This is a genomic window from Novosphingobium sp. (assembly GCF_027489515.1).
Classification (GTDB): domain Bacteria; phylum Pseudomonadota; class Alphaproteobacteria; order Sphingomonadales; family Sphingomonadaceae; genus Novosphingobium.
The window spans coordinates 19,846-33,448 of record NZ_JAIXZS010000021.1; the positions used below are offsets into that span (position 1 = coordinate 19,846).

General features: G+C 67.3%; 8 protein-coding genes and 1 tRNA gene. 3 read left to right on the top strand and 6 right to left on the bottom strand.

Annotation, left to right across the window (positions count from 1 at the left end; all coding sequences use genetic code 11):
- Window positions 1-186 precede the first annotated feature (186 nt).
- From Q0082_RS03480 to Q0082_RS03500, 5 genes are all read right to left on the bottom strand, one after another.
- Entirely contained in the window at window positions 187-3,531 is a 3,345-nt protein-coding gene (locus tag Q0082_RS03480; protein ID WP_298189937.1) for a S41 family peptidase, read from the bottom strand.
- Between the two features lie 113 nt (window positions 3,532-3,644).
- On the bottom strand, window positions 3,645-5,288 hold the full coding sequence (locus tag Q0082_RS03485) for a calcium-binding protein (RefSeq protein WP_298189939.1): 1,644 nt from the start codon (window positions 5,286-5,288) through the stop codon (window positions 3,645-3,647).
- 82 nt (window positions 5,289-5,370) lie between these two features.
- A complete protein-coding gene (locus Q0082_RS03490) occupies window positions 5,371-7,677 on the bottom strand; it encodes a serine/threonine-protein kinase (protein WP_298189941.1) in 2,307 nt (768 codons plus the stop codon).
- Window positions 7,674-8,192, bottom strand: a complete 519-nt coding sequence (locus tag Q0082_RS03495) for an ECF-type sigma factor (protein ID WP_298189943.1) — start codon at window positions 8,190-8,192, stop codon at window positions 7,674-7,676. The genes Q0082_RS03490 and Q0082_RS03495 overlap by 4 nt, the downstream gene beginning before the upstream one ends.
- 32 nt (window positions 8,193-8,224) lie before the next feature.
- The gene (locus tag Q0082_RS03500) at window positions 8,225-8,692 is read right to left on the bottom strand and encodes an Lrp/AsnC family transcriptional regulator (protein WP_298189945.1); all 468 of its coding nucleotides are present in this window, start codon (window positions 8,690-8,692) and stop codon (window positions 8,225-8,227) included.
- 289 nt (window positions 8,693-8,981) lie between these two features.
- Here Q0082_RS03500 and Q0082_RS03505 point away from each other — a divergent pair, with 289 nt between their 5' ends.
- The 3 genes from Q0082_RS03505 (at window position 8,982) to Q0082_RS03515 (ending at window position 11,929) form a co-directional block, all read left to right on the top strand.
- Window positions 8,982-10,787 (top strand): histidine kinase dimerization/phospho-acceptor domain-containing protein, encoded by a 1,806-nt coding sequence (locus tag Q0082_RS03505; protein WP_298189947.1) that lies wholly within the window; start codon window positions 8,982-8,984, stop codon window positions 10,785-10,787.
- A gap of 16 nt (window positions 10,788-10,803) precedes the next feature.
- A complete protein-coding gene (locus Q0082_RS03510) occupies window positions 10,804-11,805 on the top strand; it encodes a polysaccharide deacetylase family protein (protein WP_298189949.1) in 1,002 nt (333 codons plus the stop codon).
- A gap of 48 nt (window positions 11,806-11,853) precedes the next feature.
- A tRNA-Ile gene (locus tag Q0082_RS03515) sits at window positions 11,854-11,929 on the top strand.
- A gap of 57 nt (window positions 11,930-11,986) precedes the next feature.
- On the opposite strand, the gene astD is transcribed toward Q0082_RS03515, so the two are convergent.
- Window positions 11,987-13,390 carry a succinylglutamate-semialdehyde dehydrogenase gene (gene astD, locus Q0082_RS03520; RefSeq protein WP_298189951.1) on the bottom strand — a complete coding sequence of 468 codons (1,404 nt, stop codon included), beginning with the start codon at window positions 13,388-13,390 and terminating at the stop codon, window positions 11,987-11,989.
- Between the last annotated feature and the right edge of the window lie 213 nt (window positions 13,391-13,603).

A 13,603-nucleotide genomic window follows, 5' to 3' on the forward strand; every position in this document is an offset into this window, starting at 1 on the left:
CATCAAATCCGTTCCGTGGCGGGTTAACCGAGAAGGGTTAAATTTCTCTGCTGCGCGCGCGCTGCAGCGCTGGCTGATGAAGCCCGCGCAGCTCGCGCAAATGTGCCGTTTCGGCCCTCGCCGGGCGCTGCGCGCGCCCGGCCGAAAGCCTTTCAGGGTAAATCCGGCTATTTACGTAAAGCAGGCCTAGTCGATACCATCCGGCAGCACCGGCTTGCGATCCGGCGCGGCGGGCTGGGCAAACGTCGGCGGCGGCGTCTTCGCCAGTGCCTCAAGCGCAATGCGCACGCCCGCCTCGAGCTGCGGGTCGTGCCCCAGCCGCTGCTGCGCCGGGTCCTGCTCCACTTCCACATCAGGCGGAATGCCGATGTTCTCGACTTCCCACTGCCCGCCCGTGCCATAGATCGCCCAGCGCGGCGCGGTGACCATGCCGCCATCCATCAGCACCGGATAGCCGCCGATGCCAACCAGCCCGCCCCAGGTCCGCTTGCCGACGAGCGTGCCCACGCCCACCTTGCGGAACAGCCACGGAAGGGCATCGCCGCCCGAACCCGACATCTCGTTGATCAGCATGACCTTGGGCCCGAAGATCGCCTGCGCCGGTTCGACCATCGGCTCGCCCTCGCGGGTCGAATTGACCATCTGCGGAGTACGCTTCAACTGGTCGACGATGTAGTCGGCAATGTCGCCGCCGTGGTTGAAGCGTTCGTCGATGATCATGCCCTGCTTGCCGACTTGCGCGAAATAGTAGCGGTTGAAGTTGGCGAAACCGCCACCGGCAGTATCGGGCAGATAGACATAGCCCAGCTTCCCGCCCGAAAGCGTGTCGACCAGCCGCCGGTTGGCTTCCATCCAGCTGTGCAGGCGCAGCGGAATGTCGCGCGCGATCGGCACGACCCTGACGTCGCGCGAACCCTTCCCGTCCGGGCTTGGCCCAACGGTCAGCATGGTCTGCTTGCCCGCCAGGCCCTCGAAGCCCTTGTAGACCTCGTTCGCCGGATCGACCGGGCGGCCGTTGATCGCCAGCAGATACTCACCGGCTTTCACCTCCGCGCCCGGCTGCGCCAGGGGGGCCTGCAGGCCCGGGTTCCAGCTCTCGCCCTTCAGCACCGTGCGGAACCGATAATGGCCGTCGACCTGCTCGAAATCGGCGCCGAGCAGTCCGGTGCTCACCGCATCCTGCTTCGGCCCCTCGCCGCCGTTCACGAACGTATGGCCAAGGCCGATATGCCCGGTCATTTCCTCGAACAGCGCGTTGAGTTCGGCGCGGCTGCCCAGTCCGCCAAGGAACGGTTCATAGAGCTTCTCGGCCCGCGCGAGATCAAGCCCATGCGCCTTGGGATCGTAGAGGAAATCGCGCTCGATCCGCCACACCTCGCGGTACATCTGCCGCCACTCGGCCATCGGATCGACATTGATCGACGCGGCAAACTTCACCGCAGCGGGCGCCGCCTTCTCGCCCTCCGCGGGTGCCGCGGTTGAGGCAAGAAACCGCTCGCCGTGCTTGGCGAAGAGGACTTTCTTGCCATCGGCGGAGACGGAGAGCGACCCTGCATCGGCGCCCTCGATCAGCGTCGCCGGCTTGCGCACCTTGGTATCGTAGCGCACAACCGAGACCGGCTCAGGCGCACCGCTTTCGTCGATCAGATCGTGATCGGTGGCAACCACCGGCGCGGTCACCGCCAGCAAGGTCCCCGCCTCGGCCGGAAACAGCGCGACATAGCGCGCCAAAGGCAGATCAAGCGCAACGATGCGCTGGTCGAGCCCGGCAAAGTCGATCTGCACGGGCTTGGGCGCCGGCGCGTCCTTCCCGTCCTTCGCGCCCTTTTCGGCCTTGTCGTCCTTTGGCTTCGCCGCCTTGTCCGCGCCCTCACCTTCCTCGTCGCTCTGCGGTGCAGTCGGTGCGGCGCCGTCCTTCCTGAGCACGGCGGCATAGACGGCGCCGGTGGTTGCGCGCCCCAGGCTCGACATGTCGAGCCAGCCGGCCCCCAGCCCGCGGCTGGTATTGGCGATGAAATAGAGCACCTCGCCGCCCGCATCGAACCGGGGCGAAACCGCATCGCTCATTCCGTCGGTCAGCGCCTGCGCCGTGCCGGTCGCAAGCGTGTGGATCATCACCGTGTGGAGGTGGTTGGTCCCCTGCAGAGCATAGGCCAGATAGCGGCTGTCGGGCGACCAGGCCGGATCGAAGTTATGCTCAGGGCTGTCATAGCGGTCGGTGGCGATCTTCACCGGCTTCGGCGCGGCCGCCGTCACATCGACCAGCCACAGGTTGAGGCGCTTGTCGCGAAACGCGATGCGCTTCGAATCCGGCGACCACAACGGCGCATAGAAGTAGGATCCCGGCGTTCCGAGATCGATCTTGCGCACCCCGCCGGTGCCGTCTGCCGCGCGGATATGCAGTGCATATTCCCCGCTCTCGTCGCTGAAATAGGCGATCGACTTGCCATCGGGCGATGCCGCCGGATCGCGCTCTGCCACGCCCGGCGTCTGTGTCAGGTTGCGCGTGTCGCCCTTTTCGGCGGGCACCGAAAGGATCTCGCCATGCGCTTCGACCACCATGCGCTTGCCCGAGGGCGTGAGCACCGCCGCCGCGATATCGCCCGCCTCGAGCGCCTTGACATGGGGCCGGAGCGAAGGTGCCTCCGCGCCGATGGTGATCGTTGGCCGCGAAACCGTGCCCGTGGCCAGATCGTAGACCTCGATCCTGCCGAAGTGATCGATCACGATCCCGCCTGGCCCCGCCGACGCGGACGCCATATCAAACCCGCGGTCATTGCGGATCACTTGCGTGACGGTGCCCGCCTTGCCGGCATAGCGATAGAGCGTGCGCGGCCCGTCGCGGTCGGAGAGGAAATAGACATCATCGCCCACGAACATCGGATTGCGGTCATTGGAATTCTCGCGCGGGATCTTCACCACCGCGCTGTCCTTGAGGTCGGCAATCCAGATGCGGTCGGTCTGCCCGCCGCGATACTGTTTCCACGCAGGCTGCCACTGCTCGAAGGGCGTATAGGCAAAATGCGTCCCGTCCGCGCTGAGCGCCCCGTCGTCGCCCGAAGGAAGCGGCACCGGGCGCGGATCGCCGCCGCCCACCGGCATGAGGTAGAACCGTTGAAGATCGCGCACCATCTCGCGCGCGGAGCGCAGCAGCACGCTCTTGCCGTCCGCCGACCAGCCGAGGGCCACATCGGGTCCGGGATGCCAGGTCAGCCGCCGCGGCACACCGCCCGCTGCGGGCACCACATAGACGTCGCGGTTGCCATCGAACCGGCCAGTGAATGCGATCATCGTTCCGTCGGGTGAGAACACCGGCCGGCTGTTGTCGCCCTGCCCGGTCACCAGCACGCGCGCGGTCCCGCCGCCGCGCGGCACCGTCCAGATCGCCCCGGCATAATCGAACGCGATCTCGGTCGCCGAAAGGCTGGGATGCTGCAGCAGGCGTGGCGGCTCGCGCCCCTGCGCTGCGGTTGCAGTCACGGCCGTCAGGGCGGCAAGCAGCGCTGTCGTGGCAAGCAGGGCACGGCGCATAGGCGGGGTTCTCCGGTTACGTTATCACGCGGCCGGAATGCTAACCACACGGTCCCGGTTTGCCTAATCTCCCGCGCACCAAAAGCTGTGCCAATCTTGCGGGCTCCGACTGCTCAGGCCACGATCAGGATATCTGAGAACACCAGCCTCGGATGATCACCGCTTCCCAGCGTGGCGATCAGCTGCGCCGCAGCACCCCCGGTGCCGTCCGCATCATACCACAAGGCCCCGCTGGTGGTGTTGTAGAGGATCCGGTCGTTGGCATCGCTCGCGGCATCCACCCCGGCCCCGGCGTGGAAGGCATCGGCCGCCAGCACGCCCCTTGCCGCAAAGCCGGCATAGACCGCTTTCGAAAGGAGGATCTTGTCGCCCTCGGTGCGGGTAAAGTCGGTAATCGTGTCGCCATCGGGGGCGGTGGTAAACACGAAGAAATCGCGGCTGGCCCCGCCGCTCAGCGTGTCGGTTCCGGTTCCGCCATAGAGCCGGTCCACCCCGCCGCCGCCGCGCAGGATGTCATCGCCCGCTTCCCCATAGAGCTTGTCGTTGGCGCTGTCGTCCTGGACCGTTTCATCGAGCGTATCGTTGCCTGCCCCGCCAAAGAGCGTATCGGCGCCATTGCCGCCCTGCAGGGTATCGGTCCCGATGCCGCCGATCAGCCGGTCGTTGCCCGCCGCACCGAAGATGAAGTCATCTCCGCTCCCGCCGCTGAGCACGTCCACGCCCGCTCCACCGAAGAGGCTGTCATCCCCTGCGTCGCCATTCAACACGTTGTTGCCGTCGCCGCCGTTAAGATTGTCGTTGTCGTCGCCGCCAAGGATGCGATCGTTGCCGCTTCCGGCCGAAATGTAATCCTTGCCCGCGCCGCCGGAGATCCGATTGTTGCCCTCGGCCCCGGCGATGTTGTCATCCCCGGCATCTCCGTAAAGCTGGTCATTGCCGCCGCCGCCATTAATCACGTCATTGCCGTTTCCGCCAAAGATCAGGTCGTTGCCAGCGCCGGGGGTGGAAGGCCCCGCCGAAAGGTTGTCGTCACCGTCGTTGCCGTAGATCCTGTCGCTGCCCGCGCCGCCGTTGATCTGATCGTAGGATGCGCCGCCGGAAATGGTGTCATCTCCGCCATTCCCGTCAATGAGCAGATCATAGGGACGCATGGTCCCCGGATTGGTCGGCGCGTTGTAGTTCCCGACGATGATCGTGTCGTTGCCTTGGCCGCCGCTGATCGAGGTCAGAATCTCGAACCCGCGCACCGTGCCGCCGTCGACCTTGCCGAATCCGCCGGTCCAAAGCCCGCGCAGATCGATGGTCTTGTTGTAGATCAGAAGCTGGCTGGAGCCGTCAGGCAGGGTCTTGAAGCGGTTCTCGAAGCTGATCGCCAAGCTGTCGATCCCCGCGCCGCCGTCAGCCCGGTGCGCCACCGATGCGCCGCCGAGGATGAACTGGACGCTGTCGTTCCCGGCATCTCCGAACACCGTATCGGCGAGCAGGTCATAGTTGGCCAGATCAGTGCTGCTGCCGCCTTCGTTGTAAATCTGGATATAGTCGTCGCCGTTGTCGCCGTGCACGAGGTTCGCACCATAAAGCCCTGACAGTGAGTCATTGCCTTCCCCGCCATTGAGCATGTCGCCCTCGAAGCCGCCGACGATGGTGTCATTGCCGCCACGCGCATTGACCACAAAGGGCCCCGGATCATCCGAAGGATACCGGAACGGATCGATGCCAAGAATATCGTCGCCCTCGGTCAGGTTGTACGTGCCCATGATCGCAGTCCTTTGCGCAGCCTATTTCCCGACAGGGAATGCGTGAGACAGCCCGCGGATCGGCCAAGCTGGGCAAACAAAATCAATCCAATCCGGACTGCGGGCAGTACTTTTCCTGTGATTTCAGGATATTGCCCAGCTGATCGCTGCGATCCTGTGCGGTCAGGCGCCCGGCTTTATCCATCAGCTCAAACACCCGCCGCGCCTCGGCATAACTGGCGCAGGCCTCGCGCAGCCGCCCCGCCTTAGCTTGGAGGTCCGCCAGCGGCTTCACTTCCACCGCGTAGTCGCGCATCCGCCGCGCTTCACCCGGATGCGCCTGCCACAGCGCCTTGCGCTCCGCCGCCGTCGCCGCCAGCAGGGCGAGGCCTTCGTCCACCTTGCCCGCCTGCACCAGTATACCCCCGCGCGCGTTCTCGCTGATGTGGAGGTGCCGGCGCGCGTCGTCGTCTGCCGGGTCGAACGCCACGACCCGCCGCAACTCCGCACTGGATTGTTCGATCTGGCGCAAGCCTTCCGCCACATTGCCACTGTCTGCCAGCGCCGACGCCAATGCCCAGCGCGCGTGCCCCAGCCGCCGCAGCGCGTGGATGCGCGCAGGATAGCGCCGCACGGCATCCTCGAGCACCGCCACGGCCTCGCGGTACGCGGGGACTGCCCCCTTGTTGTCCCCGCCATACCAGATCACATCCCCGCGCGCCTCGGCTGCGCGGGATCGCAGGATGAGCGCGGGCAGGCTGATATCGCGCGCCAGTTGCCGCTCGGCCGACGTAGCGGCTGCAATCGCCGCCGGATAATCGGCATCCCATTGTGCGATGATCGAGAGCAGCAGGTCATGGCTCGCCTGCAGGCGCGGGCCTTCCAGGTCGTCTGGCACAATCCGCCGGATGGCAACTTGCGCCGCCGCCGCATCGGTCCGCGCTCGCGGCGTATCTTCCTCGATCAGTTCGGCTAGCCACGCGCTGGCCATCCGCGCCTGCGCCACCAGCCGCGCATCGGAAGCAAGCTGCAGCGCCCGGTCGATATTGGCGCGTGCCCGCTCCGGCTGGCCCAGATTGGCGCCCAGCGGGCTGCCTTGCACTTCGGCCAGCCGCAAGAGGCCTGCTGCTGCCTGCAACCGCACCGAAGGGTCGGCAAGGTCGCTGCCGGCCAAGCGGTCCAGATAATGCTGCGCCGTCTGCGCCACCTCGCGCCGCAGCGGCAATGCACCGGGCTGGCGCTCCAGCTGGTCATAGAGCGTGAAGAGCAGGTAATTGGACGTGCCGCGCGCGTCGTCGAACCGGGCCGCCGCCTCGATCCGCTGCCGTTCGGCCGCCAGCATGCCTGCCGCCGCCACGCCTGCCAGCGCCACCAGCACCGTACACAGCGCCAGCGTCTTCCAGCGCCGCCGCACGAACAGGCCCGCGCGATAGCGCCAATCCGGCGCGCCGCGCCCGGTTCTGGCGGAGAGCGGAAAGTGCCTCTCGCGCCGCTCCAGATCGGCCAGCAGATCCGGCACCCCGCCATAGCGCGCGCCCTCGTCCTCGGCGCAGGCCTTGGCGATGATCGCGACCAGTTCTTCGTCGGCATCCTCGCCGGCGATCCGCGCCAGGAGCCGCCCCAGCGCAAAAACATCGTCCGCCACCGAAGGCAGGCCGCCCGCCAGCCGCGCCGGGCTGGCAAAGGCGCTCGTCACCGCGCCCGAAAGCAGCAGTGCGTCAGCCTCCCCCTCCAGCAGCCGCGCGATGCCGAAGTCCAGCAGCCGCACCCGGCCCTCGCGGTCGACCAGAATGTTGGAGGGCTTGAGATCGCCGTGCGCCACCAGCCGGCTATGCGCATAGTGGACCGCCTGCGCCGCCGCAGCAAACCGCTGCAGCCGTTCGGCAAGGGACTGCCCGGCCGCCTCGTCGATCGGCACCCCGTCGACAAACTCCATCACCAGGCACGGCCGCCCGTCCGCGGTCATGCCCCCGTCGATCAGTCGCGCGATGCCGGGATGTTCCAGCCGCGCGAGGATGCGCCGCTCGGCCACGAAGGCTTCGGCCGCGCGCACCTGCAGCCGCGGCTGGATCAGCTTGATCGCGACGCGCTGCTCAAACAGCCCGTCATCGCGACGCCCTTCCCAAACCTCGCCCATGCCGCCCGCACCGATCGGTCGCACGAAGGCAAACGGGCCGAAGCGCTCGGGCGGGGGCAGCAGCGCGGCATCGAGCCCGGCGGGCAGCTGGGTCGGCATCGCGTCCTTGGCCGCCCCGGCCCGCTCCAGCGCCGCGATCCTCGCCAGCACCGCCGGGCTTTCGTTCTTCAGCAGCCGGGCGCGGAATCGAACGTTTCCGGGATGCGCGACCAGCCGCTCCATCAGCGCCAGCACGCGCCGCTCGGTGGCAGGATCGCCCCCTTCGCCGCTCACGCTGGCTCCAGCCGTTCCAGGAGCCACAACCGCGCCGCATTCCAGCGCCGCAGCACGGTGCGGTGCGAAAGCCCCATTGCCGCCACCGTCTCTTCCACGCTCATGCCCAGCATGAAGCGCAGTTCCACGATCCGGGCGTGTTCTGCCGAATGGCTGGCCAGCTCGGTCAGCACGCGGTCGAGGTCTTCGATGTTCACCAGCCCTTGCGCCGGATCATCGGGAAAGACGGTCATCATCGCCACCGCCTGCCGCTTTTTCGCGGCCTGCTTGCGCGCTTCGTCGATCAGGACCTGTCGCATCGTTCGCGCGGCATAAGCGAGCATGTGGCCGGCGCCGGTGACCCCCGAAAGATCGGAGCGCAGCAGGCGGATCGCAGCTTCGTTGGCAAGCTCGGTCGGCTGGATCACCTGCCCCGCACCGTCGCCCAGCAGGATGCGCCGCGCCATGCGCCGCATGTCGCCGTAGCAGGCGTTGAGCAGGTCCTGGGAGGGCAGCGTTTCGGGGATCTCGTGCAAACCGTCCGCTCCGCCAGGGTCCCTTTCGCCGCTCAGTCGTCCAGTGGCACGCCGGGAAGCTGCTTGGCGGTGCGGATCGTCAGCGAAGTCTTCACGCTCGCCACATTGGGCGCGGGCGTCAGCTTGCTGGTGAGGAATTCCTGGAAGCTCTGCAGATCGCGGCTGACGATCTTGAGGATAAAATCGATCTCGCCGTTGAGCATGTGGCACTCGCGCACTTCGGGCAGCGTGCGCATGTGGTCCTCGAACTGGCGCAGCGATTCCTCGGCCTGGCTCTTCAGGCTGACGAGCGCGAAAACAGTGATCGCAAAGCCCAGCTTCGAGGGATCGAGCTCGGCATGGTAGCCCCTGATCACGCCCGCTTCCTCGAGCGCGCGCACCCGCCGCAGGCAGGGCGGCGCGGTGAGGCCGACGCGCTGCGCCAGCTCGACATTCGTCACGCGCCCTTCATCCTGCAATTCGGCGAGCAGACGCCGATCGATCCCGTCGAGAGTTGCCATGGTTCGCTTTGTGCCCTGCGTGCGCTCGAGTATTTCAGTCTGGACCGATTGGTTAACACCGCCTCTTGCCATGCCACCCGTTCTGGCGGCATGCAGGGGGCTATCTCGCCAATCTTGGTAACTTTCCACACCTTGTGTGGCAGCCGCCGATAATTTTGTTGTTTAATATCGCAATCGTCCCACAATGCAACGCAATCAACAGACCCCTTCCCGCCCTCCCGCATTTTGTTAGGGTCCCGGTAACCACACCGGCGCACCACGCCGCACGTCGCCTTTGCTCGGAGAATGCATGATTGTCGACGATCGCCTCGATACCGTGCTGCGCACCGTCGCGGCCGGTCCGGGTGCGATTTCGACGCAGATGCGCCAGTTGCTCGACCTCCTTGGCCGCACCCCTGCCGAACGCTGGACCGAGCAGCACATTGCGGCGCTGGCGCGGCTCGATTCGCTGAGCGCCGCACTGGGCGAAAACGCGAGTGCATCCCTTATCGCGGCCTCCACCCTGCGTTCACCAATCCTCGTCGAACATTTTGCCGATGCCGGTCCCAGAGTGGCACTCGCAGCAATCACTTCCGCCCGTCTGCAGCCGCGTGAATGGCTCCAGCTCATTCCCGATCTTCCGGTTCAGGCGCGCGGGTTCCTGCGCCATCGCCGCGATCTCGGGCCGGAGGTCGAACAACTGCTCGCGCGGCTCGGCATCACCGATTTCGCACTGCCGCTGCCGCCGGGCTACGCGCACGAAACGCCCGCCGAAGCGCGGGTCGTCCCCTCGCACCCGATCGCCCCCCCTCTCCAGATCACTACGCCCCAGATCACTACGCAAAGAATCGTTCCAACTCTGCCTGCCGATGAAGCCGCCCAGCCGGCCGGCGAGGGCATCGGCGCGATCATCGCCCGGATTGAGGCGTTCCGCCGCGCGCGTGAGGCGCCGGCCGGCGCGCGCCTGCAGGGCAGTGATCCGTCGGGCACGGTGCAGAGCCACCTGCCCTTCGCCGACGAATTGCACGCCGCGTCGCCGGCCGTCACCACCGTCGATCTCACGCTCGATGCCGATGGCACGGTGATTGCCGCCCCTGCTGCGCTCGCCGCCGCGCTCGTCGGGCTGCGGCCCTTTGCCGCCGATCCCGATGCGCCGGTCACCTGCGATCCCGCCACCTTCAGCGCCGCCCGCGCGCGCCTTCCGGTGATCGCCGGCCGATTGGACCTTGAAGGACCAGCCGCTGTCGAAGGCGCCTGGCGGATCGACGCAGTGCCGAGCTTTGTCCCCGAAAGCGGCCATTTCCTCGGCTGGCACGCCCGCCTGCGCCGCCCGCCGACGCAAGATACCGCCACGCTCCCGGCCGCCAACGACGACGAGGCCGCGCGCAGCACTGATCGTCTGCGCCAGATGCTGCACGAGCTGCGCACGCCGATCAACGCGATCCAGGGCTTCGCCGAGCTGATCCAGCAGCAGTTGCTCGGACCGACGCCGCATCAGTATCGCAGTCTTGCCGCAGGCATTGCCTCCGATGCCGCACGCATGCTGGCCGGGTTCGAGGATGTGGAGCGGTTGGCACTGCTCGAATCCGCGCCTGCACAGGCTGCCGGCGCGAGCAGCGGAGAGACCGATCTCACCGCCCTGCTCGCCCGGCTCATCGCGCAGCTCGATCCGCTGCTCGCCCCGCGCGAGGCGGTGCTGTCGCACGATCTGCCCGATGGTCCACTCCCTGTTGCGGTCCCGGCCGAAGAGCTTGAGCGCACCTTGTGGCGGCTGCTCTCGCTCATCGCCAGCGCCGCCGCGCCCGGCGAACGCATGGGGCTCTCGCTGCGCGTCGGCGCGGGCCCGCACGGCTATGCCGTGCGCCTGGTCCTGCCGCTGCCTGCCCCGCTCGCCGCCCCGGCTGAAGCGGCCCCGCTGCTGGTTGCCGATAGCCTTGCCAGCCCCGGCGGCATGCTTGGAAGCGGCTTCGGCCTCCGTCTCTGTGCGGCGGAGCTGCGCGCAGCTGGCGGCCTGATGGTGCGCGATGGGGCAAGGCTCGACATCACGCTGCCGCTCTTGACCACCGCGCGCCATGCACCTAGCCAAATGGGCATAGGCGGCGGACAAGCCGGCTAAGGGGATATTCTGAGGCGTGGCTCAGCCGAACATTCTTGATGTGCCGGAGGCGAGGCAGCATGTGCGCTTCGCACCGGGCTTCGGGCAGCGCTTCATCGTGACGGTCGATACCGAGGAGGAGTTCGACTGGACCCAGCCGCTCGGCCGCACCGGTCACGGCCTCAGCCACGTGCCGCGCCTCGCCCGATTCCAGCAGTTCTGCGAAGGGATGGGTGTCGCCCCGATCTATCTGATCGACTATCCGATCGCGACCGATCCGGCTGCGGTCGAGGCTTTGGGCGACGCTGTTGCCAAGGGCCGTGCTGAAATCGGTGTGCAGCTCCACCCCTGGGTCAACCCGCCGCATGATGAGGACGTCACCGTCTTCAACAGCTATGCAGGCAACCTGCCACCCGTCCTCGAAGCGGCCAAGTTCAACACCTTGCGCGATGCGATCGAGCGCGCCTTCGGCAAGGCCCCGCTGATCTATCGCGCCGGCCGCTACGGCATCGGACCCGCCAGCGCCGAAATCCTCAAGAGCGCCGGCCTCGCGATCGATACCTCGGTGCGCGCGCGCTTCGATTACAGCGCAAGCGGCGGCCCCAGCTTCAACGATCACCCCGTCGTGCCGTGGTGGGTCGATCAGCCTGGCGGGCTTATGGAGCTTCCGCTCACCACCGTGTTCTGGGGCATGCTGCGCCAGCAGGGACCGATGCTTTATCCCGCAATGTGGCGCATGCCCAAGCTGCGTGGCCTTCTTGCGCGGCTGGCACTGCTCGAACGCATTCCGCTCACCCCCGAAGGCGTGAGCATCGAGGAGGCGATCAAGGGCATCGACATCGCACTCGATGATGGCCTGCCCGTCCTCGTCTTCTCGTTCCACAGCCCCTCGCTGCGGCCCGGCCTCACGCCTTATGTGCGCGACGAGGGCGGCCTCGATCAGCTCTACGACTGGTGGCGCGCTGTCTTCGCCTATCTCCGCAAGCGCGGGATCCGCCCGGCCGGCGTTGCCGATATCATGGCCGGCGTGGAGGTCTGACCCCCGCTTGCCAATCGCCCGGCGCCGCACTAACCGGACAGGCAAGGTGGGCCTGTAGCTCAGCGGTTAGAGCTGGCCGCTCATAACGGCTAGGTCGCGGGTTCGAATCCTGCCGGGCCCACCAATCCGAAGTCCCGTTGAGGATTTCTGGACACCCCTCGCAATCGCGAGTTCACTGAGCTCAGCCTCGCAGCCCTGTCAGCACCGCCGGGGCAATCGCAGGGCTTTCCAGGCTCGCCACCGGCCAGGCGCAGTAATCTGCGGCATAATAGGCGCTCGGACGGTGGTTGCCCGAAATCCCTACTCCGCCGAACGGCGCCGAGGACGCGGCGCCGTTGGTCGGCCGGTTCCAGTTGACCACGCCTGCGCGGCTCGCAGCCCAGAAGCTGCGGTAGAGCGCCTCGTCGCCGCCGATCAGGCTCGCGGCAAGGCCAAAGCGTGTGGCGTTCGCCGCCGCAACGGCGGCCTCGAAATCGGCAACACGGATCACCTGCAGCACGGGTCCGAAGATTTCCTCGTCGGGCACGGCAAGGCCCGTCACATCGATCATCGCGGGCGATAGCAGCGGTGTGCCCTCACGCAGCCGCTTGAGCGGACGGATCACCGTGCCGCCCATCGCCACCAGCGCCTCCCACGCCCGTACGACGCGCGCCGCCGCATTCAGATCGACCACCGGGCCCATGAACGGCGCGGGCTCGTCGAACGGTCCGCCCACGATGATGCGGTCGGCCAGCGCCGCGATCGCCGCGATCAGCGCATCGCCCTGCGGCCCCACGATCAGCCGCCGCGCGCAGGTGCAGCGCTGGCCGGCGGAGAGAAACGCCGATTGCACAACAAGTGAGGCAGCTGCTTCGACATCGCCCTCAGCGATGTCCCAGGCGATAAGGGGGTTGTTGCCGCCAGTCTCGATGGCAAGGATCCGGTCGGGCCGCGCCGCAAAAGCCTGGTGCAGCGCGAGGCCGGTGTTCGAGGAGCCGGTGAACAGCAGTCCATCAAGCTCCGCATGCGCTGCCAGCGCGCGGCCGGTATCGGCGCGGCCCTGCGTCACCACCAGTACGCCTTCGGGCAGGCCAGCCTCGGTCCATAGCCCGGCCATGTAGGCGCCTGAGGCAGGGGTCAGTTCGGAAGGCTTGAACACCACCGCATTGCCCGCCAGCAGCGCAGGCACGATATGGCCGTTGGGCAGGTGCGCCGGGAAATTGTAGGGCCCCAGCACCGCCAGCACACCATGCGGCTTGTGACGCAGCGCCTGCGGCACGCCCGCCGCTTCGCCAAAGCGCTCGCCCGCGCGTTCGGCCTGCGCGGTAATCGAGATCGCCACCTTGGCCGCCACGGTGCCGACTTCGGTGCGTGCTTCCCACAGCGGCTTGCCCGTCTCGCGCGCGATGACCGCGGCAAATTCCTCGGCATGGGCTTTGACCACCTCGGCATAGCGCTCGGCAATCGCAATACGCTCCGCCAGCGGACGCACCGCCCAGGCCCCCTGCGCCGCGCGCGCCGCGCGCACCGCCGCATCGACATCCGCGTCCTCGCCCTGCCACACCACGTCGCCGGTCATAGGGTTGGTGGAAGTCCAGGTCGTCATGGTCGCTCCTCGCATGCGTGCCGCTAGGGATTGTTCGCCGCCCAGTTGGGGGAGCCCCGCGCGAAGGTCAACCGGTCGTCTCAATCCTTGTTAAGCGGCTTTGCGCCGGTACGTATGACCCAGCGCCCGTCGGCGCGCTTTTCCAGCTCGCGCCCACAGACGCGGCACGGTCCGACCTTGAGATGCCCATCATACCGCACATCACGGCGCGAA

Bases quoted from the DNA above. Each gene is read 5' to 3' on its own strand.
- Q0082_RS03480 (WP_298189937.1), bottom strand. From the start codon at position 3,531: ATGCGCCGTGCCCTGCTTGCCACGACAGCGCTGCTTGCCGCCCTGACG.
- Q0082_RS03485 (WP_298189939.1), bottom strand. From the start codon at position 5,288: ATGGGCACGTACAACCTGACCGAGGGCGACGATATTCTTGGCATCGAT.
- Q0082_RS03500 (WP_298189945.1), bottom strand. From the start codon at position 8,692: ATGGCAACTCTCGACGGGATCGATCGGCGTCTGCTCGCCGAATTGCAG.
- Q0082_RS03505 (WP_298189947.1), top strand. From the start codon at position 8,982: ATGATTGTCGACGATCGCCTCGATACCGTGCTGCGCACCGTCGCGGCC.
- astD (WP_298189951.1), bottom strand. From the start codon at position 13,390: ATGACGACCTGGACTTCCACCAACCCTATGACCGGCGACGTGGTGTGG.